Source organism: Streptomyces sp. SUK 48 (assembly GCF_009650765.1).
Taxonomy (GTDB): Bacteria; Actinomycetota; Actinomycetes; order Streptomycetales; family Streptomycetaceae; genus Streptomyces.
Genome location: NZ_CP045740.1, coordinates 3,415,255 through 3,435,885, shown reverse-complemented (window position 1 = coordinate 3,435,885; position 20,631 = coordinate 3,415,255). Strand labels below are relative to the sequence as shown.

Here is a 20,631-nt window from a genome sequence, read left to right as displayed (position 1 = left end):
GGGCCGTGCGGCGGCAGTCGGGACAACCCTGGGCGAACCCTGAGATCGGCCCTGACGTGGGCCGGGGGAAGCGTTCGAGTGGTGCGGACCGGCCGGAACCGGCGCGGGAGCGAGGCCCCCCGAGCCCGTCCCGGGGAAGATCAGGGACGTCTCGGGGACCGACCCTGATGCCCCGCCCCGGCCGCCCGTGTGACCATCGATGCCATGCCGGAAGCCGCAAGCCTGCCCCTCGACGACCCGCGGCCACCGCGCAAGCTCTACCGCAGCGGCGACGGACGCTGGCTCGGCGGAGTGGCGCGGGGCCTCGCCGGGCATCTCGGGCTGCCCGTCGTCTGGGTCCGGCTCGCGTTCGCCGGCCTGTTCATGGCCAACGGCCTGGGCGCGCTGCTGTACGCGGCGTTCTGGTTCTTCGTCCCGCTCGGTGTCGGTGGCGTCGGCGGACAGAAGACGTCGCCGGTCACCGCCGAGACCACGCCCGGCGGCCGCAGAAGACTCGTGGCCCGCAAGCCGGACCGCGGTCAGATGGTCGCGCTGCTCCTCATGGTCATCGTGTCCATGGTCTTCGTGGGCAGCGTCAATCTGACCGGCGCCGCCAAGGCGTATCTGGTGCCCGCCGTGCTCGTCGCGGCCGGTGTCGCCCTCGTCTGGCGCCAGGCGGACAACGCCCGGCGGGCCCGCTGGGCCGAGGTCGGCCGGCACCGCCGCACCCTCACCCTGGTGCGCGCGGCCGCCGGTGTCCTGCTGGTCACGGCCGGCGTCTCGGCGATCTTCGTCCTCCAGGGTTCGGCCGCCCACCTCGGCGCCGTCCTCCAGGCCGCGCTCGCCGTCCTCGTGGGGATCACCCTGCTCGCCGGTCCGTACCTGGTCCGGATGACCCAGGACCTCTCCGAGGAGCGGCTGATGCGCATCCGCGCCCAGGAGCGTGCCGAGGTCGCCGCGCACGTCCACGACTCCGTGCTGCACACCCTCACCCTGATCCAGCGCAACGCGGACAACGCGGGGGAGGTCCGCCGCCTCGCCCGCGCCCAGGAGCGTGACCTGCGCACCTGGCTCTACAAGCCGGAGGGCACCGGCAAGGACGAGGCCGACGAGCCGGACACGGTCGCCGAGGCGGTGCGGCGCAACGCGGCCGAGGTCGAGGACAAGCACGGGGTGCCCATAGAGGTGGTCGTCGTCGGCGACTGCCCGTTGGACGAACGGATCGGTGCGCAGATGCAGGCCGCGCGCGAGGCGATGGTGAACGCGGCAAAGTACGGTGGCGACGGCGGCGCCGTGCAGGTCTACGCCGAGGTCGAGGGCAGCACGGTGTTCGTGTCCGTGCGCGACCGCGGCCCGGGCTTCGATGTCGACGCGATACCCGCCGACCGCATGGGCGTCAGGGAATCGATCATCGGACGCATGGAGCGCCACGGCGGCACGGCCCGGCTACGGGCGGTGCCGGGGGGCGGCACGGAGGTCGAGCTGGAGATGGAGAGGGCGGAGAAGACGGCATGAGCGACGCGACCGAGGCGAACGGCGTGGCGGAGACCGCGGAGGCGGCCGCGACCGGCGGGCTCGCCGGCGGCGGGGCGGGCGGGCGGCACGTACGGGTGGTGCTGGTGGACGACCACCGGATGTTCCGCACCGGCGTACAGGCGGAGATCGGTCAGACCGCCACGACCGGTGTCGAGGTGGTGGGCGAGGCCGCGGACGTCGACCAGGCGGTCACCGTCATCACCGCGACCCGGCCCGAGGTGGTCCTCCTCGACGTCCACCTGCCGGGCGGCGGCGGTGTCGAGGTGCTGCGCCGGTGCGCGGCGCTGACGGCGGACGCCGAGCAGCCGGTCCGCTTCCTCGCCCTGTCCGTGTCGGACGCGGCGGAGGACGTGATCGGGGTGATCCGGGGCGGCGCCCGCGGCTATGTCACCAAGACCATCACCGGCACCGACCTGGTGGACTCGATCTTCCGGGTCCAGGAAGGGGACGCGGTCTTCTCCCCGCGCCTGGCCGGGTTCGTCCTGGACGCCTTCGCCTCCACCGACGCCCCGCCCGTGGACGAGGACCTGGACCGGCTCACCCAGCGCGAGCGGGAGGTGCTGCGCCTGATCGCCCGGGGCTACGCCTACAAGGAGATCGCCAAGCAGCTCTTCATCTCGGTGAAGACGGTCGAGTCCCATGTCTCGGCGGTCCTGCGCAAGCTCCAGCTGTCCAACCGGCATGAGCTGACGCGGTGGGCGACGGCGCGGCGGCTGGTCTGACCCCGGCGGAGCGGATCCCCGCGGCGGTCCGGGTCCGGGTCCGGATGCGGGCCCCTCACACCACCCTCGTCGCCCCCGCGAACGGCATCTGGTCGATCGGGGCCACCCGGACCGGGGCGGAGGGGTTGGGGGCGTGGATCATGCGGCCGTCGCCGATGTAGAGGCCGACGTGACTGATGCCCGAGTAGAAGAACACCAGGTCGCCGGGGCGCAGTTCGGAGCGGGGGACCCGGTGGCCCGCGTCGATCTGGGCGTAGGTGGTGCGGGGGAGGGACACTCCGGCGGAGCGGTAGGCGGCCTGGACCAGGCCCGAGCAGTCGAAGGAGTGGGGGCCGGTCGCGCCCCACACGTAGGGGCTGCCGAGTTTGGCGAAGGCGTAGGCGACGGCCGCCGCGGCGCGGGAGTCGGGGGCGGCGACGGCGCCGGCCTGTGCCAGCACCTGCCGGGCGCCGTCGGCCGACCGGGAGGCGTGTCCCGGGGTGGTGCCGTCGGTGTCGCCGCCGGCGGTCACCTGGTCGCGCTGTGACGGACTCAGCTCGGCCAGCAGCCGCCGGGCCTCGGCCAGTTTGCCGGTGACGGCGGTCTTCTGCCGCCGTAGCTCGTCCTGGTGGGACGTCAGGGACCTCAGCTCGACGCGGGCGGCGCCGCGCAACCGCTCGATCTCCTGGAGCTGCCTGCGCACCTGGGACACGGCGGCGGTCTGGCGGTCGCCGGCGCGTTCGGCGAGTGCGGCGTCGTCCAGGTAGCGGTCCGGGTCGCTGGACAGGGCGAGTTGCCAGGCGGGGGCGATGTCACCGGAGCGGTACTGCGCGGCGGCGATGGTACCGAGTGCGTCCCGGGCGGAGTTGAGCTTCCGCGTCTTGCGGGCGGCCTCGTCGCGCAGCGCGTTCAGCCGGCGTTCGCCCGCGTCCACCTGCTCCTTGGCGCCGTCGTACTTCTGCGTGGCGGTCTCGGCCTCCTGGTACAGGGTGTCCACCTCGGCCTTCACCTGCGTGGGTGTCAGCCGGGGCTCGGCCTGTCCGGTGCCGTCAAAACCCGTCGCGGTGGCCGCCCCCGCCATGGCGAGGATGGCCGCCGTCCGGGCCGTACGGCCCTTGAACGGGTGCTGCCGTGGCCTGCGATGCGCTGCCACCTGTGCCGTCACGTCCTTTCGTACGACTGAATACCGGTCGAGGCGTCCGAAGCGTTCCGATGCGTCCGGTGCATTCGTTGCGATCGGCGCACTGGATGCGACCGAAGCGACCGACGCGACCGACGCGACCGATGCGGACCCGGCGGTCGGGGCCGGGTGCCTGGGGGAGGACGCTAAGCCGGACGGTGACGAGTTGGTAACGCGGTGTGCGGAAATGGCTTCGATGGGGCGGCACTTGTCCGCATGTGACCGATGCGGAAGGTTCGGGGTGTCGTCTTCGCGCAGCGTGGTGACCGAAGGGCGAGAAGTGGTGAAAGGGGGAGCAGTGGGGTGCTATGCGGCGTGACGGTGCGGAGGCGGAGCTCGGGTGTCCCGGCTCCCGCGACGCGCACCTGGCCGTTGCCGACCGCGTGGGCGAGGGCGACGGCCAAGGCGGCGCTCGTGCCGGCCGAGGGGGACAGCGATGCGAGGAAGGCGGGCGGGTCGCGCCGCCGGATCCATCCGGAGATCGGCTCGCTCAGGCGGCCCCCGGCCCTGTGGGCGCCCCGGTTCCGGCAAGGCGTGGCGGCCCGCACCGCTCCATGACGCGGGAACGGCACCCTGCCGTCCTGGGCCCGGATACCGACGAATTAGGCTCCCGCTCCATGGACGTACTCATCCACCTCTTCGTCGGCCTGCACATCATCGGCATCGCCGCGTTGCTCGGTGGTTTCCTTACCCAGATGAAGGCGATGGGCCAGGGCACGGCGCGGTTCGTACCCGGGATGCTGCACGGGGCGCTGACCATGCTGGTCACCGGTGTGGCCCTGGTCGGGCTCAATCAGGCGCAGGGTGCCCAGATCAACACCATCAAGATCGGCATCAAGCTGGCCCTGCTGATCGTGATTCTCGGCCTCGTCTACGTCAAGCGCGACGAGGAGCGGATCGACAAGGCGCAGTTCGGGCTGGTCGGCGCGCTGACCGCGACGAACATCTTCATCGCGGTGCTCTGGACCTGACCTCGCCGGACCCGGCGCGGGCCGTGCGCACCGCGTCGGTGACCGTGCCGGCGGCCACCCAGAGCCAGCCCGCCACCGCCACCCAGACCAGCACCTGCCCCGGCACCCCGAGCCAGGGCACGCCCACCGCGGTCCCGACGGAGAGCGTCGCCGCGGCCGTCATCCCCAGCGGGAAGACCGTCGCCCACCGGTTCCGGTCGTAGCGGAGCCGGGGGCGGACCGACTCCGCGACCAGCAGGACGACGCAGGCCGCCAGGCACAGGGCGAGCAGCAGGACGGTCGTCGTGCGCAGGGTGTCGCGGTCGTCGTCGTTCCACAGGTACAGGCCGCCCGTGTCCCCGGCGGTGAGCAGGCCCGCCCCGGCCAGCGCCGAGATGGCGAGCGCCCCGCCCGCGACCCAGTGGTCCCCCGGCCCCTCCAGCACCTGCCGCACATCGAAGTGCGGCAGGGCGACGGCGTAGAGCACCAGGCCGAGCCAGAACAGCACCAGCGCGGTGTGCGCGAGCCAGGCCCGGTGCCCGGCCGCCGCCAGCGCCGCCGCGGACACGGCCAGCCCCTGGGTGGCCACGCAGCACAGGAACACCGCGCCCGGCATACGGGACTGCCAGTGCCGTACGACGACCGGGAGCAGCGCCGCCCAGAGCACCGCGGCGAGGGCCAGCAGCGCTTCGGCCGGCGGGTGAGGGCCCAGGGTCGCGAGGCGGGCGGCGAGTACGGAGGTCGCGGCGGCCGCGGTGAGCGCCGCGGGGCTGCGTGCCTCGGCCGCCCAGCGTCCCCGGTCGAGGGCCAGCCGCCCGACGAAACCGATGCCCAGCAGCACCCAGGCGGCGCCCGCCAGCGCCAGCGCCGCCAGGGAGAGTGTCTCGGCGCCGATCAGGTGCAGCCCCGTGGACACGATGCCGGTCGCCATCACGGCGGACCCGGCGGCCGGTGACCGGCCCGCCCACCACGTACGCAGACCGGACATGCGCCCGATGCTAGGCAGGGTCCCGAGCCGGGTGCCGCGGGCACGCGCGCGGGGGCACCAAAACCCCCCGAGGGGCCGGAGGGGCGTCGGCAGGGCGGACAGGAGGGTGACCCCGGGCGGAGCCCGTCCGGCCGCCCGCTCCCCGCTTCCCCGGGCTGCTCCCCGCTTCCCCTCCGCCCCCCCGCTTCCCCTGCCCGCTCCCCGCTTCCCCCGGCCCGCCCCCGCTCTCCTCGGGCAGCCCGCCGATCCCCCGTATCCCCGACCTTCCCCGTCCCCCCGACCCCTCCGCCTCCCGTTTCCCCGGGACTCCCAAGGGTTTCCCCCTCCGCGATTCCCCGGCTTTACCCTCAGGTTTCCGGGAGCGGGACCGGTTGTCGGCGGGGCACCCTAGACTCGGAAGGCGATGAGCAGCCTCTTTGACGACAGCTTCCTGGCGGATCTCCAGGCCCCGCGTGGGCACGAGGAGGAACATGCGCCGCCCCCCGAGGACGATCATGCTCCGGAGCCGATCCCGGAGGATCTGTTCGGGGGGAAGTTCGACGTGCCGCCGGACCGGGACACCCACTACCGCGACGGCGCCCCGCGCCCCCCGCTGGACGCGGCAGCCCTGCTGGAGGGGCTGAACGAGAACCAGCGCGCCGCGGTCACGCACGCCGGCTCCCCGCTGCTCATCGTGGCCGGCGCCGGCTCCGGCAAGACCCGTGTGCTCACCCACCGGATCGCCCACCTGCTCGCCGAGCGCGAGGTGCACCCCGGCCAGATCCTCGCGATCACCTTCACCAACAAGGCCGCGGGCGAGATGAAGGAGCGCGTCGAGCAGCTCGTCGGCCCGCGGGCCAACGCCATGTGGGTGATGACCTTCCACAGCGCGTGCGTGCGCATCCTGCGCCGGGAGAGCAAGAGGCTCGGCTTCACCTCGTCGTTCTCGATCTACGACGCCGCCGACAGCAAGCGCCTGATGGCCCTGGTCTGCCGCGACCTGGACCTCGACCCCAAGCGCTTCCCGCCCAAGTCCTTCAGCGCCAAGATCAGCAATCTGAAGAACGAGCTGATCGACGAGGAGGACTTCGCCGCCCAGGCCGCCGACGGCTTCGAGAAGACCCTCGCCCAGGCGTACGCGCTGTACCAGTCGCGGCTGCGCGAGGCCAACGCGCTCGACTTCGACGACCTGATCATGACGACGGTCAATCTGCTGCGCGCCTTCCCGGACGTCGCCGAGCACTACCGCCGCCGCTTCCGGCACGTCCTGGTGGACGAGTACCAGGACACCAACCACGCCCAGTACGCACTGGTGCGCGAGCTGGTCGGCACCGGCGCGCACGACACGGACGTACCGCCCGGCGCGTACGACATCCCGCCCGCCGAACTGTGCGTCGTGGGTGACGCGGACCAGTCGATCTACGCCTTCCGCGGCGCGACCATCCGCAACATCCTCCAGTTCGAGGAGGACTACCCGAACGCGACGACGATCCTGCTGGAGCAGAACTACCGCTCCACGCAGACCATCCTGTCCGCCGCCAACGCGGTCATCGAGCGCAACGAGTCCCGCCGCCCGAAGAACCTGTGGACCAACGCCGGACAGGGCGCGCGGATCACCGGCTATGTCGCCGACACCGAGCACGACGAGGCCCAGTTCGTCGCCGAGGAGATAGACCGCCTCACGGACGCGGGCGAGGCGCGCGCCGGTGACGTCGCCGTCTTCTACCGGACCAACGCCCAGTCCCGCGTCTTCGAAGAGATCTTCATCCGCGTCGGCCTGCCCTACAAGGTCGTCGGCGGGGTCCGCTTCTACGAGCGCAAGGAGGTCCGGGACGTCCTCGCCTACCTGCGGGTGCTCGCCAACCCGGAGGACTCCGTGCCGTTGCGCCGCATCCTCAACGTGCCCAAGCGGGGCATCGGCGAGCGCGCCGAGGCGATGATCGACGCCCTCGCCCAGCGCGAGAAGATCAGCTTCCCGCAGGCGCTCAAGCGGGTGGACGAGGCGTACGGCATGGCCGCGCGCTCCACCAACGCGGTCAAGCGCTTCAACACGCTGATGGAGGACCTGCGCACCGTCGTGGAGTCCGGCGCCGGACCGGCCACGGTCCTGGAGGCCATACTCGAACGCACCGGCTATCTCGCCGAGTTGCAGAACTCCACCGACCCGCAGGACGAGACCCGCATCGAGAACCTCCAGGAACTCGCCGCCGTCGCCCTGGAGTTCGAGCAGGAGCGCGGTGAGCGCGGTGAGGGCGAAGCGGCACCGGACGCCCCCGCCGCGGGCGGCACGCTGTCCGACTTCCTGGAGCAGGTCGCCCTGGTCGCCGACTCCGACCAGATCCCCGACGAGGAGGGCGGCGACGGCGTCATCACCCTGATGACCCTGCACACCGCCAAGGGCCTGGAGTTCCCGGTCGTCTTCCTGACCGGCATGGAGGACGGCGTCTTCCCGCACATGCGCGCCCTCGGGCAGGTCAAGGAGCTGGAGGAGGAGCGGCGCCTGGCGTACGTGGGCATCACCCGTGCGCGGGAGCGGCTGTACCTCACGCGGGCCGCGATGCGCAGCGCCTGGGGGCAGCCGTCGTACAACCCGCCCTCCCGCTTCCTGGAGGAGATCCCGGCCACGCATGTGGACTGGAAGCGCACGGGTGCGACGGCGCCGCTGTCCGGGCCCGCGTCCGGGGTGGCGGCCTCGCTGTCCTCGTCGCGGTCGCGTTCCTCGGCCTCGGGCGCGTCCGGTTTCGCCACGCGGCGCACCTCGGAGAAGCCGGTGGTCGGGCTGTCCGTCGGGGACCGGGTCACGCACGACCAGTTCGGACTCGGCACGGTCGTCGGGGTCAAGGGCACGGGCGCGAACGCGGAGGCGACGATCGACTTCGGCGACACCAAGCCGAAGCGGCTGCTGCTGCGGTACGCGCCGGTGGAGAAGCTGTAGGCGGACCCGGAAAGCACATACGGAAAAGGGCCCTCGCCGACCGGCGGGGGCCCCTTTCGTTCAAGGCTTTCAAGGCATTCAGGGCTTCCCTACGTGGGGTCGAGCCCGTGGCTGCGCAGCCACGGCAGCGGGTCGACCGCCGCCCCGCCCCCGGGCCGTACCTCGAAGTGCAGGTGCGGACCGGTGGAGTTGCCGGAGTTGCCGGAGTCGGCGATCGGCTGGCCGGCCTTGACGGTCGTACCGGGGGCGACGACATAGCGGGAGAGGTGGCAGTACCAGGTCTCCGTGCCGTCCTTCGCGGTCAGGATCAGCATGTTGCCGTAGGCGCTGTTCCACTTGGTGACGACGGTGCCGTCGGTCGCGGCCATCACCGTGGTGCCGTACGCGACGGGGAAGTCGATGCCGGTGTGCACGGACATCCAGTTGACGCCGGCCTGCCCGAAGTAGGCGCTGAGGCCCTTCTGGAGGACCGGCAGCACGAACTTGGGCCGCAGCCGTTCCTTCAGCGCGGCCGCCGCGGCCGCCTTCTTCTTCTCCTGGTCCTGCTGCTGCTTGAGGTCGATCCGCTCCTGGGTGCGGCTGGCCCGGTCGGCGAAGTCGTCGGCGCCGGCCGACAGCCCCCTGAGCTGCGTGTCCAGCGTGCTGTTGGCGGTCGACGGCTGGACCGCGTGCGTGTCCGAGGCGGAGGCGGTGGTCTCCGTGGAGCCGCCGCTGTGCAGCGCGCCGACGGAGGCCGCGGCGATCCCGGCGACACCCATCACACAGGCCGAGGGAACGGCGACGGTCAGCAGCGCGGAGCGCTTCGCGGGCGTACGACGCCGGGAACGCGCCCCGGCCCGCGCGCCCGCGCGCCCACCCGAGGGAGCCGGAGCCGGCGCGGACTCCTGCTGCTCCTCCAACAGGTACGGCGTGTCGGCGAGTTCGCCGGTCCCGTCCGGGTCCGCGAACCCCTCGAAGGTCGCGGTCTCCTGCTGGTCGAACGGCACGGCGTCCGGCTCGTACGGCGTACCGTCCGGCTCGTACGACGCGTGGTCCTGCGGGTAGGGCATGGCGTCCGGCTCGTACGACGCGTGGTCCTGCGGGTAGGGCATGGCGTCCGGCTCGTACGGCGCCGCCTCCTGCTCGTACGGGGCGGCCTCCGGCTCGGCGCCCGCGGCCCCGGCGGAGTTCCACTGCGTGGCGTCGTACGCGCCCGTGTCGAAGGTCTGGGTGCCCCACTCCCACTGCTGCGTGGCGTCGTGGGTGCCGGACGGGTCGGGGTGCGCGTCCCACTGGCCGCTCACCTCGTTGCCGGTGGCCTGCGCGGGGACGGTCCAGGCAGTGCTGTCGTAGGCACCCGTGTCGTAACCGGCCTGGTGCTGCGGCGCGTAGGCGCCGTAGGCCGGGGTCTGGACGGTGCCGGTGTGCCATGGGCCGGTGGCATATTCACCGGTGGCATGGGGATCACCGGGGAAGTGCCCGAAGAGCGGGTCCGGATCGAAGCCTGCGGCGGGACCACTGGTGAAACCGGTGGCGTCGTAGCCGCCGTACGTGGTGAAGTCGTCGTAGGGGACTTCCGGAGTGCCGTACGACGCCGGGGGCGCCGCGGAGGCGTCGGAAGCCGGGGCCGGGGTGGTCAGGGTCCCCGACGGGTGACGGTCGTTCACCAACTTCTCTTTCGCCTCGACAACAGGGGCTGCCAGAGCAGTGCGGCGACTGTACCCGGCGGTATGCGGGCGCGACAATCTTCGACCGGTTTCACCGAGCCGGAAACGGGCATTCGGCGTTGTTTCGGGGGGCGCTCGACCCGAGTTTGGCTTTCTGTTCGATGTGCGTTCGATGTCAGGCGGCTGTGAGACGGTGCTTCACGGCCCTCGCGGCGCGCTCGGCGGGCCTCACGCCACCGTCAGGCCGTTCGTGGGCCGCTCCCTGCTGTCGGCGAAGTCCAGCGCCTCGCGTATCCCGGCCGCCACCGCGGGGTGCACCGGCAGGGCGAGATGGCCGATGCCGGTCACCCGCACGTTGTGCGCGTCGAGGTCGGGATGGTCCAGGCAGGCCGTCTCCAGCGGGTCCATCAGCGGGTCCAGGTCGCTCCAGAAGCTGACGAACCGGGTGCGGCAGCCGGGTGCGGGACGGCCCAGCTCCTCGATGACCTGCGAACCGGGCCGCATCTGGCGCACGATGGGATGAGCGTCGGCCAGCGGCGCGACCCGGGTGCCGGAGTGCGGGGTGCCGAGGGTGACGAGGGTGCGTACGCGCAGGTCACCGCCCATGCACTGCACGTAGTACCGGGCGATCAGACCGCCGAGGCTGTGCCCCACGATGTCCACCCGGTCGCTGCCGGTGCGCGCGCAGATCTCCTCCACATGCCGGCCGAACAGCTCGGCGGCGGTGCGGATGTCGCAGGTCAGCGGGGAGTAGTTGAGCGATTCCACGCGCTGCCCGCCGTGCTGGCCCAGGCTGCGGCGCAGCAGGACGAACACCGAGCGGTTGTCGATGAAGCCGTGCAGCAGCACGACCGGCGGGCCGGGGCGGACGGGCAGCCGGGCGGTGCCGCCGGGCGCGGCCAGGGGCGCGAGCCGCTCCTGGAAGAGGCCGGTCGGATACAGCAGGACGTGTCCGGCCAGGATCGCGGCGTCCAGGGCGGTCGCCTTCAGCAGCGTCACCGACAGCCCGGCCAGTCTGCCGGGCCACAGGCGACGGCAGTATGCGTACGGGGAGAAGAGTGGCGCTGCTCCGGTGACCTTCATGGCCGACCTCCCGTCGGCACACCGGAGGACGGCTCCCTCCCCCGTGTGCCTGTATGTCCCACTCAATGAATTCCCCGTCGTCGCGCGCCGTAAAACAGCCGGGCGCGGGATGCTGGAGACAACGTCCTCTCACCCCGCGACGGGTGGCGGGGCGTGCCGAAGGTGCGGTACTTGTCGGAGGGCGGCGGCGAGCGCCTCCGCCGGCCGTACGGTGACGGCGCGGTCGCGTGACGCGGCCGGGGCCGGATGAGGGAGGCAGTGATGGGTGTGGCAGCCGGTCCGATCCGGGTGGTGGTCGCCAAGCCGGGCCTCGACGGCCACGACCGGGGCGCCAAGGTCATCGCGCGGGCCCTGCGGGACGCCGGGATGGAGGTCATCTACACCGGGCTGCACCAGACGCCCGAGCAGATCGTGGACACCGCGCTCCAGGAGGACGCCGACGCGATCGGCCTGTCCATCCTCTCCGGCGCGCACAACACCCTGTTCGCCGCCGTCATCGACCTGCTCAGGGAGCGCGACGCCGAGGACATCCTCGTCTTCGGCGGCGGCATCATCCCGGAGGAGGACATCCCGACGCTGAAGGAGAAGGGCGTCGCGGAGATCTTCACCCCGGGCGCGACGACCGCGTCGATCGTGGAGTGGGTCAGGCAGAACGCGCGTCAGCCGGCGGCGTCCGGGGGCTGAGGAGGCGCGGCGGGCCGGCGCGGCGGTGGGCCGGGCCGGGCGGGCGACCGTCCCCGCCGCGTGCCCGCAGGGACCGTGAGTTCGCCGGTCTTCATGGTGTCCGCCACCCGCCCCCGCCCCGCGTGCCGGTCCCGCCCCACACGTCGGCCGCGCCCTGCGTGTCGGTGGCGGCGCACTGAGGTGGCGGCGCCCCCGCGTGCCGATGGCGCCTCCGCGTGCCGGTGGCGCCCCCACGCGCCGGTGACGCCCGGCGAACGACGTCACCCCGCGCCCGAATCCTCCGCCGGTCTCAGCTCCTCGGCCATCGCCGCCCGCAGCCGCAGTGTGGTGACGAGCCGCTGGAACGCCTCCGCCCAGTAGCCCCCGGCGCCCGGCGCGGCGTCCTCGCGTTCGTCGGGTATCGCCAGCAGGGCTTGGAGCCGGGCCACCTCGGCCGGGTCCAGGCAGCGTTCCGCGAGACCCATCACACCGCTGAAGCTCCAGGGGTAACTCCCGGCGTCCCGCGCGATGTTGAGCGCGTCCACGACGGCCCGGCCCAGCGGCGCCGACCAGGGCACCGCGCACACGCCGAGCAGCTGGAACGCCTCCGACAGGCCGTGGGCCGCGATGAACCCGGCGACCCACCCGGCCCGTTCCGCCGGATCGAGCGTGGCCAGCAGCTTGGCGCGCTCCGCCAGGGACACCGCCCCCGGGCCGCCCGCCTCGGGCGCCGACGGGGCGCCGAGCAGCGCCCGCGACCAGCGCGCGTCCCGCTGCCGCACCGCCGCCCGGCACCAGGCCGCGTGCAGCTCGCCCTGCCAGCCGTCCGCCACCGGCAGCGCGACGATCTCCCGCGCGTCGCGCCCGCCGAGCCGGTCCGGCCAGGTGGTAAGCGGCGTGGCCTCCACCAACTGGCCGAGCCACCAGGACCGTTCGCCCCGCCCGGCCGGAGGGGTGGCCATCAGGCCGTCGCGCTCCATGCCGGAATCGCATGCGTGCGGCGCCTCCACCGCGATCACCGGACCGTCTCCCGAACGGTCCAGGGCCACACACGCCGTGGCCCGCACGGCCATCCGCCGGGCCAGCGCCGAGCCGGGCAGCGCGGACAGCAGCTCCGCCGCCGTGGCCCGGACATTGCGGCTGCGGTCGCCCAGCGCCTGCTCCAGGAACGGCTCATCCGCCGCGGACAGGCCCGAGCGCAGCGAGTCCAGGAACATCAGCCGGTCCTCCGCCCGCTCCGTCGGCCAGGTCCCGTCCAGCAGCTCACGGGCGTGCTCGGGGAGCGGGCCCGCAGCGCGCCCAGCAGGGCCACCCGCTCGGCGAACAGGCCCTCCTCCCACAGCCGTCGGATCGCCTCGGTGTCCCCGGGGTCCGGGAGCTCCGCGCCGCCGCCCGGCGCCGCGCGCAGGGCGAAGCGCCAGTCCGGGTTGAACCGGGCCAGCCACAGCGCCCGGGGCCCCGCGAAGGCCAGCGCCGCCGGGCGCAGATCGGTGCGGCCCCGGGCCGCGTCCAGCAGTGCGGGGAGCGCCGGCGCGGGGGCGGCGTACCCGTGTCCGTTGGCCGCCGCGAGCCACTGCGGGAGCAGCTCCATCAGGTCCGGGGAACTGCCCCGCCGCCCGCCGCCGGTGCCGCCGGAGCGGTCGGCCAGCAGCGCCGCCAGCCGGCCGGCCGCGGCCGCGGGCAGCGCCGGGCGGTGATCCTCGGGCGCCCGCTCCGGCCGCCGCCCGGCGGGTGCGGCCCGCAGCCCGGCCCGCCGCCGTACGGTCGCCTCGGCGGCCGCGTCCAGCAGGGCGACGGGGGCGGGACGGCCGGGCGCGAGCCACGCGGGCGGGCGCCGGCCGGTGCCGAGGAGAGCGGTGGTGACCAGGTCCTCCCAGCCGCTCACGGGGTCCGGGCGAGGCGCGCTGCCGCGCACGGCGTCCGGACGGGGTGCGCTGCCGTTCATCGCGGTGCCTTCCCTTCGTCTGCCCTTCGGGTGGAGTGGAGCGGGGCGGTCAGCACAGCGGCACCGCCTCCCCGCCGCCCTCGGGCCACGCCGTGAGCGGGGTGAAGCCCCGGTGGCCGCACTCGCCGAAGACCGTGACCGGGGCGCCGCCGGACAGCGCGAGCAGGCGCCACAGGCCGGGGCGGGAACGGGCGGAGGGGGAGAGCGGCAGGGCCGAGTCCGCGTCGGCGTCGGCCAGTTGCCACCGTTCGCCGTCCGGGACCGGGACGACCCGCTCCAGGACCGCCGGGACCGACTCCAGCCAGGGGTCCTCGCGCAGGGCGGTGCCGTACCGGGCCACCGCCTCGGCCGTGGTGACACCCGCGGGGCGCGGGCCGGCCGGGGCGGGCGCGGCGAACCGCTCGCCCAGCGCCACCCGGAGCCGCCCGGCGCCCGGATATGCGGACACCTCGGCGTCCAGGGCGAGACCCACCGGCAGGGACAGCTCCGGGGCCCGGCCGCCCGCGCCGTAGGACAGCAGCAGCCGGGTGCGGTGCGACGCGGTGCCGTACAGCCATGTCCGGCGCGTCGTCAGTTTGGTGTCCGCCGTGTCGTACTGGGCGAGGACCAGCCAGCGGTCCCGCTCGGGCGGTCCGTCCGCCGGGGCGGGCAGGCCGAGCCGGGAGCGGACCGTGGCCGCGAGGGGCTCCGGCAGCAGGTCGCGGCGCAGCCAGCCCTGGACGAGCAGATGCGTCAGCGCGCACTCCTCCAGCAGCCGGGCCGGCCAGCCCGCGCCGGACGCCGGTATCGCCCCCAGCTCCCGCACCCGGGCGGCCAGTCCGGGCGCCTGGGCGTCGACCATGCGGGCCGCGGTCTCCTCCCACAGTCCGTACCCCGCCTGTTCGGCCGCCGCGAGGCCGCCGCGCAGCAGGTCGGCGAGGCGCTGCTCCAGCTCCCTCGCGCCCGCGGTGACCCGCTCGGCCCGGCGCTCCGCGCGGCGCCGGGCCGCCTCCGGATCGGCGCCCCCACCGCCCCTGTCCGGCCGCTTGTCCTGCGTACGCTCGCGTCGGCCCGTGAGCCACTGCCCGGCCCAGTCCGGCGGCTCGGCGCGGACCGGTACCGAACCGTCGTCCCCCGCCCACAGCAGAAGCAGTCCGAGCGCGTGCTTGCACGGGAACTTACGGCTCGGACAACCGCACCTGTACGCGGGCCCGGTGAGGTCGACCACCGTCTGGTACGGCTTGCTGCCGCTGCCCTTGCACAGCCCCCACACCGACCCCTTCCCGCTCCCCGCCTCGGACCACGGACCGGCCGTGCCGAGCCTGCCGCCCGCCTTGCGTGACGCGGCGTCAGGCGCCAGTGCCAGCACCTGGTCCGCGGTCCAGCGCACCCCCTGCTCAGTCATGTCACCGACGGTAGATCCCCCCACTGACAATCGGCTCCGAGCGGGCGTCTGTGCTGGTCAGAGCGATTGTCAGTGGGGTGGTTCATCGTGGGGTGCAGATCCGAACCGGCCGAGCTGGAGGGGGCCTCAGCCATGTCAGCCAACCTTGCGTCCACGCGATCCACGTCCGCCGCACCGCACCCGGGCGAGCGCGCGACGGCCCTGCGGCCGCACGCCGAGGACGCGTTCGCGGACGAACTCGCCGCGCTGGCCGCGCAGGACGACCGGCCGCGCCCGGCCCGCTGGAAACTGTCGCCCTGGGCGGTGGCCACGTACCTGCTCGGCGGCACCCTGCCGGACGGCACGGTGATCTCGCCGAAGTACGTGGGGCCGCGCCGGATCGTCGAGGTCGCCGTCACCACGCTCGCCACCGACCGCGCCCTGTTGCTGCTCGGCGTGCCCGGCACCGCCAAGACCTGGGTGTCGGAGCATCTGGCCGCCGCCGTCAGCGGCGACTCGACCCTGCTGGTCCAGGGCACCGCCGGCACCCCCGAGGAGGCCATCCGCTACGGCTGGAACTACGCGCGGCTGCTCGCCCACGGCCCCAGCCGGGACGCCCTCGTGCCCAGCCCCGTCATGCGCGCCATGGCCGAGGGCATGACCGCCCGGGTCGAGGAGCTGACCCGGATCCCGGCCGATGTGCAGGACACGCTGATCACCATCCTGTCCGAGAAAACCCTGCCCGTCCCGGAGCTGGGCGAGGAGGTCCAGGCGGTCCGCGGCTTCAACCTCATCGCCACCGCCAACGACCGCGACCGGGGGGTCAACGAGCTCTCCAGCGCGCTGCGCCGCCGCTTCAACACCGTCGTACTGCCGCTGCCGGAGAGCGCCGAGGCCGAGGTGGACATCGTCAGCCGCCGCGTCGCGCAGCTCGGCCGCTCCCTCGACCTGCCGGCCGTGCCCGACGGGATGGCGGAGATCCGCCGCGTCGTGACCGTCTTCCGCGAACTGCGCGACGGCCTGACCGACGACGGCCGTACGAAGGTGAAGTCGCCCAGCGGCACCCTCTCCACCGCCGAGGCGATCTCCGTCGTCACCGGCGGCCTCGCGCTCGCCGCCCACTTCGGCGACGGCGTGCTGCGCCCGGCCGATGTCGCCGCCGGCATCCTCGGCGCCGTCGTCCGCGATCCGGCGGCCGACCGGGTCGTCTGGCAGGAGTACCTGGAGACGGTCGTGCGCGAGCGCGCGGGCTGGACGGACTTCTACCGCGCGTGCAGGGAGGTGAGCGCATGACCGGCGCGGACGGCGCCGGTCCGCTGCTGCTGGGGGTGCGGCACCACGGGCCCGGCTCCGCCCGCGCGGTGCGGGCCGCGCTGGACGCCGCCCGGCCCGCCACCGTCCTGATCGAGGGGCCGCCCGAGGCCGACGCGCTGATCCCGCTGGCCGCCGACCCGGAGCTGCGGCCGCCGGTCGCCCTGCTCGCCCACGCGGTGGACGAGCCCGGCCGCTCCGCGTTCTGGCCGTTCGCCGCCTTCAGCCCGGAGTGGGTGGCCGTGCGCTGGGCGCTGGAGCACGGCGTCCCGGCCCGCTTCATCGACCTGCCGGCCGCCCACACCCTCGCCTGGGACACCGAACTCCCCTCCGTGGAAGGGGAGGAGAGCGGGGAGGGCGAGGAGGAGCAGGCGCGCGTCGACCCGCTCGCCGCGCTCGCCGAGGCCGCCGGGTACGACGACCCCGAGCGCTGGTGGGAGGACGTCGTCGAACACCGGGGGCCGGGGGAGCGGGACCCCTTCGCCCCGTTCGAGGCGCTGGCCGAGGCCATGGGCGCGCTGCGCGAGCGGTACGGCGTGGGCGGGCGCCCGCGGGACCTGGTGCGCGAGGCGCAGATGCGGCTCCAGCTGCGTGCCGCGCAGAAGGAGTTCGGGGACGCGGTGGCCGTGGTGTGCGGGGCCTGGCATGTGCCCGCGCTGCGCGAGAAGGCGACGGTCACCGCCGACCGGGCACTGCTGAAGGGGCTGCCCAAGGTCAAGGCCGACCTGACCTGGGTGCCCTGGACACATCGCAGGCTGGCCCGGTCGAGCGGCTACGGCGCGGGCATCGACTCGCCCGGCTGGTACGGCCATCTCTTCCACGCCCCCGACCGGCCGGTGGAACGGTGGCTGACCAAGGTGGCCGGGCTGCTGCGGGAGGAGGACCGGATCGTGTCCTCCGCGCATGTCATCGAGGCCGTACGGCTCGCCGAGACCCTCGCGGTCATGCGCGGGCGCCCGCTGCCGGGCCTCGGCGAGACCACCGACGCGGTGCGGGCGGTGATGTGCGACGGCTCGGACGTGCCGCTCGCGCTGGTGCACGACCGGCTGGTGGTCGGGGACGTCCTCGGCGAGGTGCCGGAGTCCGCCCCCGCCGTGCCGTTGCAGCGCGATCTGGCGCGGCGGCAGCGTTCGCTGCGGCTCAAGCCGGAGGCGCTGGAGCGGGAACTGGAGCTGGATCTGCGGGGGGACACGGACGCGGGCCGCAGCAGACTGCTGCACCGGCTGCGGCTGCTCGGGATCGGCTGGGGGGAGCCGGGCCCCTCGCGGGGGAGCACGGGCACGTTCCGGGAGACCTGGCGGCTGCGCTGGGAGCCGGAGCTGTCGGTGCGGGTCGCGGAGGCGGGGGTGTGGGGGACCACCGTGGCCGCGGCGGCGCGGGCCAGGGCGGAGGCGGACGCGGCGGGCGCGGGGACCCTCGCCGACGTCACGGCGCTCGCCGAGCGGTGCCTCCTCGCCGGTCTGTCCGACGCCCTGCCCGCGGTCATGCGCGCGCTCGCCGACCGCGCGGCCCTGGACACGGACGTCGGCCACCTCGCCCAGGCCCTGCCCGCCCTGGTCCGCTCCCTGCGCTACGGCGACGTCCGCGGCACCGACACCCAGGCCCTGTCCGACGTCGCCGCCGGCCTCGCCGAGCGCACCTTCGTCGGCCTGCCCCCGGCCTGCACCGCCCTCGGCAGCGAGGCCGCGGAGCAGATGAGGGAGCATGTGGACGCGGTGCACACGGCGGTGGGACTGCTGGGGGAGTCGGCCGCCGCGGGCACCTCCGCCGACAGGGATACGGCGACCACCCCGCCCGCCGACCCCGGCGAACCCACCGCGACCGCGCCGGCCTCCGGCACCGGGGGAGACACGGCATCGGGCTCGGTCCCGGGCACCGGCGAAGGCGCGGCCTCGGGCTCTGCCTCCGGCGCAGGGGAAGGCGCGGGTCCGGCCTCGGCCATCGGGGCCGGACGGAGCGCCGCGGCCGTCTCGCCCTCCCGTGCCGGTGAAGGTGCTGCGGCGGTCTCGGTCCCGGACGCGGGTGACGGCGGAGGCGCGGCCTCGGGCTCGGTCCCGGGTGACGGCGGAGGCGCGGCATCGGGCTCGGTCCCGGGTGACGGCGGAGGCGCGGCGTCGGGTTCGGCCTCCGGCGCAGGGGAAGGCGCGGCACCGGCTCTCGGCGACCGCGGAGGAACGACCTCGGCCCCGGCCCCCGGCGACCCTGGACATACGACCCGGACCCCGGCCCCCGGTGCCGGTCCCGGCGCTGGGCTCCGGGGGCTGCGGCAGCGTTGGTGGAAGGTGCTCCGGGTTCTCGGAGAGCGGGAGGCCGTCGCCGGGGTGGTGCGGGGGCGGGCGGTGCGGTTGCTGATGGACGAGGGGGAGGTGGGGGCCGAGGAGGCGGCGCGGCTGATGGGGGTCGCGTTGTCGCGGGGGACGCCGCCCGCGGAGGCGGCCGCCTGGATCGAGGGCTTCGTCGGCGGCGGGGGCGGCATGCTGCTGGTGCACGACGAGCGGCTGCTCGGCCTGGTCGACACCTGGCTGACCGGGGTGCCTGCGGAGGCGTTCACGGACGTACTGCCACTGTTGCGGCGCACGTTCGCGGCGTACGACCCGGGGGTGCGCAGAACCCTCGGCGAACTGGTGCGGCGCGGACCGGGGGACCGGGGCGATCCCGTGGCGCGCGGACTCACCGCACCGGGCTTCGGCGCCGAGCCGGATACCGGCCGTGCCGACGCCGTACGTCCCGTGCTGCGGCTGCTGCTCGGGACGGCGACCGAGGAAAAGAGCCTGACGGGGGTGGGCGTATGACGAACGGGACGGAACCGGCGGAGCGGCTGCGGCGCTGGCGGCTCGTGCTCGGCGGGGAGCGGGCGGACGGCACCGGATGCGCGCTGTCCGGGCGGGACGCGGGCATGGACGGGGCGCTGGCCGCGCTCTACGGCAAGGCGGACAAACCGCAGCCGGGCCGGGAGCGCGCGGGCGGGCTCGGGGCCTCGGCGCCGTCCGTGGCCCGCTGGCTCGGCGACATCCGCACCTACTTCCCGTCCTCCGTCGTCCAGGTCATGCAGCGCGACGCCATCGACCGGCTCGGGCTCTCCGCGCTGCTCCTGGAGCCGGAGATGCTGGAGGCGGTGGAGGCCGATGTGCACCTGGTCGGCACCTTGCTCTCGCTCGGCACGGCGATGCCTCAGACCACGAAGGAGACGGCGCGGGCGGTCGTGCGCACGGTGGTGGACGACCTGGAGAAGCGGCTCGCGACCCGCACCCGGGCCACCCTGACCGGCGCCCTGGACCGCAGCGCGCGGGTCGGCCGGCCGCGCCACCAGGACATCGACTGGAACCGCACCATCGCGGCCAACCTCAAGCACTACCTGCCCGAGCACCGCACGGTCGTACCGGAGCGGCTCATCGGCTACGGGCGGGCCGCGCGGTCGGTGAAGAAGGAGGTGATCCTCTGCATCGACCAGTCCGGCTCGATGGCGGCGTCCGTGGTCTACGCCTCCGTCTTCGGCGCGGTCCTCGCCTCCATGCGGTCGATCAGCACCCGTCTGGTCGTCTTCGACACGGCGGTGGTCGACCTCACCGACCAGCTGGACGACCCGGTGGACGTCCTCTTCGGCACCCGGCTCGGCGGCGGTACGGACATCAACCGGGCGCTCGCCTACTGCCAGGCCCACCTCACCCGCCCCGCCGAGACCGTCGTCGTGCTGATCAGCGACCTGTACGAGGGCGGCATCCGCGACGAGATGCTCAAGCGCGTGGCGGCCATGAAGGCGTCCGGGGTGCAGTTCGTGACCCTGCTCGCGCTGTCCGACGAGGGCGCGCCGGCCTACGACCGGGAGCACGCCGCCGCGCTCGCCGCGCTCGGCGCCCCCGCCTTCGCCTGCACCCCCGACCTGTTCCCGGAGGTGATGGCCGCGGCGCTGGAGAAAAGGCCGCTGCCGATACCGGAGACGGCGTAACGAAGGGGGGAAAGGGGGAACCCGTGCGGCGTACGGGGCGTCGGAGGGGGCATCGGGTAGCCGGCACATCCGCCTGTCGCCCGGCCACCTCGCTCCGTGGGGCGGTCGCACCCGGTCGGCCGAATGCCATCGGACCGACCGGGCGGAGCCTCGCGGGTGGGGCGGGTGGTCCTCATTGGGGTGGGGATCAACCGTTCCGGCCCCGGCGCCATCGGGGTCGTCCGGGGGCCTCACCGGGTCAACCCCAGCCCGGTGAGGCTCTGTACCCGCAGGTAGGGTGAGGATGTTGCGGCACGGCGTGCCAGCGAACCCGGCATCATGTGACAGGTATCACCGCTCGCGTGTGACCCTCGATTTAGGGAGCCCCCGCAAGCGGCGATAACCTGCGAGACGGACATGCCGCGCGCTCGGACACCGTGTGCGCCC

General features: G+C 74.3%; 13 protein-coding genes and 1 pseudogene. 8 read left to right on the top strand and 6 right to left on the bottom strand.

Annotation, left to right across the window (positions count from 1 at the left end; genetic code table 11):
• Window positions 1-204 precede the first annotated feature (204 nt).
• Both GHR20_RS14555 and GHR20_RS14550 read left to right on the top strand, forming a co-directional pair.
• Window positions 205-1,494: an ATP-binding protein gene (locus tag GHR20_RS14555; RefSeq protein ID WP_148026571.1), complete on the top strand. Its 1,290-nt coding sequence runs from the start codon at window positions 205-207 to the stop codon at window positions 1,492-1,494.
• The gene (locus GHR20_RS14550; protein ID WP_153813417.1) at window positions 1,491-2,237 is read left to right on the top strand and encodes a response regulator transcription factor; all 747 of its coding nucleotides are present in this window, start codon (window positions 1,491-1,493) and stop codon (window positions 2,235-2,237) included. Before GHR20_RS14555 ends, GHR20_RS14550 begins: the two co-directional genes overlap by 4 nt.
• Before the next feature lie 55 nt (window positions 2,238-2,292).
• Here the strand turns inward: GHR20_RS14550 and GHR20_RS14545 are convergent, their stop codons facing one another.
• Window positions 2,293-3,369 (bottom strand): C40 family peptidase, encoded by a 1,077-nt coding sequence (locus tag GHR20_RS14545; RefSeq protein WP_153813416.1) that lies wholly within the window; start codon window positions 3,367-3,369, stop codon window positions 2,293-2,295.
• A gap of 644 nt (window positions 3,370-4,013) precedes the next feature.
• On the opposite strand from GHR20_RS14545, the gene GHR20_RS14540 reads away from it, so the two are divergent.
• Window positions 4,014-4,367, top strand: a complete 354-nt coding sequence (locus tag GHR20_RS14540) for a hypothetical protein (RefSeq protein ID WP_037655947.1) — start codon at window positions 4,014-4,016, stop codon at window positions 4,365-4,367.
• Here GHR20_RS14540 and GHR20_RS14535 read toward each other — a convergent pair.
• A complete protein-coding gene (locus GHR20_RS14535; RefSeq protein WP_153813415.1) occupies window positions 4,345-5,334 on the bottom strand; it encodes a tellurite resistance/C4-dicarboxylate transporter family protein in 990 nt (329 codons plus the stop codon). The two genes, GHR20_RS14540 and GHR20_RS14535, sit on opposite strands and share 23 nt — an antisense overlap.
• Window positions 5,335-5,737: 403 nt before the next feature.
• Between GHR20_RS14535 and pcrA the strand changes: the two genes are divergently transcribed.
• Entirely contained in the window at window positions 5,738-8,248 is a 2,511-nt protein-coding gene (pcrA, locus tag GHR20_RS14530; protein WP_153813414.1) for a DNA helicase PcrA, read from the top strand.
• 89 nt (window positions 8,249-8,337) lie between these two features.
• Here the strand turns inward: pcrA and GHR20_RS14525 are convergent, their stop codons facing one another.
• Complete coding sequence (locus GHR20_RS14525; protein ID WP_153813413.1) at window positions 8,338-9,894, bottom strand: M23 family metallopeptidase; 1,557 nt, start codon at window positions 9,892-9,894, stop codon at window positions 8,338-8,340.
• 228 nt (window positions 9,895-10,122) lie between these two features.
• Window positions 10,123-10,977: an alpha/beta fold hydrolase gene (locus GHR20_RS14520; RefSeq protein WP_153813412.1), complete on the bottom strand. Its 855-nt coding sequence runs from the start codon at window positions 10,975-10,977 to the stop codon at window positions 10,123-10,125.
• 261 nt (window positions 10,978-11,238) lie between these two features.
• Between GHR20_RS14520 and GHR20_RS14515 the strand changes: the two genes are divergently transcribed.
• On the top strand, window positions 11,239-11,661 hold the full coding sequence (locus GHR20_RS14515; RefSeq protein ID WP_153813411.1) for a cobalamin B12-binding domain-containing protein: 423 nt from the start codon (window positions 11,239-11,241) through the stop codon (window positions 11,659-11,661).
• A gap of 260 nt (window positions 11,662-11,921) precedes the next feature.
• Here GHR20_RS14515 and GHR20_RS14510 read toward each other — a convergent pair.
• Window positions 11,922-13,585 (bottom strand): annotated as a pseudogene (locus tag GHR20_RS14510) (DUF5691 domain-containing protein).
• A gap of 49 nt (window positions 13,586-13,634) precedes the next feature.
• A complete protein-coding gene (locus tag GHR20_RS14505) occupies window positions 13,635-14,969 on the bottom strand; it encodes an SWIM zinc finger family protein (RefSeq protein ID WP_153813410.1) in 1,335 nt (444 codons plus the stop codon).
• Between the two features lie 132 nt (window positions 14,970-15,101).
• On the opposite strand from GHR20_RS14505, the gene GHR20_RS14500 reads away from it, so the two are divergent.
• From GHR20_RS14500 to GHR20_RS14490, 3 genes are read left to right on the top strand one after another with little or no spacing between them, the layout of a single operon-like run.
• A complete protein-coding gene (locus GHR20_RS14500) occupies window positions 15,102-16,241 on the top strand; it encodes an AAA family ATPase (protein WP_153813409.1) in 1,140 nt (379 codons plus the stop codon).
• Window positions 16,238-19,051 (top strand): DUF5682 family protein, encoded by a 2,814-nt coding sequence (locus GHR20_RS14495; protein ID WP_153813408.1) that lies wholly within the window; start codon window positions 16,238-16,240, stop codon window positions 19,049-19,051. The genes GHR20_RS14500 and GHR20_RS14495 overlap by 4 nt, the downstream gene beginning before the upstream one ends.
• Window positions 19,048-20,205, top strand: coding sequence for a VWA domain-containing protein (locus tag GHR20_RS14490; RefSeq protein ID WP_111586735.1), 1,158 nt, complete (start codon window positions 19,048-19,050; stop codon window positions 20,203-20,205). The genes GHR20_RS14495 and GHR20_RS14490 overlap by 4 nt, the downstream gene beginning before the upstream one ends.
• The last annotated feature ends 426 nt before the right edge of the window (window positions 20,206-20,631 follow it).

Excerpts from the sequence above, each read along its gene's own strand:
- GHR20_RS14495 (WP_153813408.1), top strand. The coding sequence starts at position 16,238 with ATGACCGGCGCGGACGGCGCCGGTCCGCTGCTGCTGGGGGTGCGGCAC.
- GHR20_RS14500 (WP_153813409.1), top strand. The coding sequence starts at position 15,102 with ATGTCAGCCAACCTTGCGTCCACGCGATCCACGTCCGCCGCACCGCAC.
- GHR20_RS14540 (WP_037655947.1), top strand. The coding sequence starts at position 4,014 with ATGGACGTACTCATCCACCTCTTCGTCGGCCTGCACATCATCGGCATC.
- pcrA (WP_153813414.1), top strand. The coding sequence starts at position 5,738 with ATGAGCAGCCTCTTTGACGACAGCTTCCTGGCGGATCTCCAGGCCCCG.
- GHR20_RS14515 (WP_153813411.1), top strand. The coding sequence starts at position 11,239 with ATGGGTGTGGCAGCCGGTCCGATCCGGGTGGTGGTCGCCAAGCCGGGC.
- GHR20_RS14550 (WP_153813417.1), top strand. The coding sequence starts at position 1,491 with ATGAGCGACGCGACCGAGGCGAACGGCGTGGCGGAGACCGCGGAGGCG.
- GHR20_RS14490 (WP_111586735.1), top strand. The coding sequence starts at position 19,048 with ATGACGAACGGGACGGAACCGGCGGAGCGGCTGCGGCGCTGGCGGCTC.
- GHR20_RS14555 (WP_148026571.1), top strand. The coding sequence starts at position 205 with ATGCCGGAAGCCGCAAGCCTGCCCCTCGACGACCCGCGGCCACCGCGC.
- GHR20_RS14520 (WP_153813412.1), bottom strand. The coding sequence starts at position 10,977 with ATGAAGGTCACCGGAGCAGCGCCACTCTTCTCCCCGTACGCATACTGC.
- GHR20_RS14505 (WP_153813410.1), bottom strand. The coding sequence starts at position 14,969 with ATGACTGAGCAGGGGGTGCGCTGGACCGCGGACCAGGTGCTGGCACTG.
- GHR20_RS14535 (WP_153813415.1), bottom strand. The coding sequence starts at position 5,334 with ATGTCCGGTCTGCGTACGTGGTGGGCGGGCCGGTCACCGGCCGCCGGG.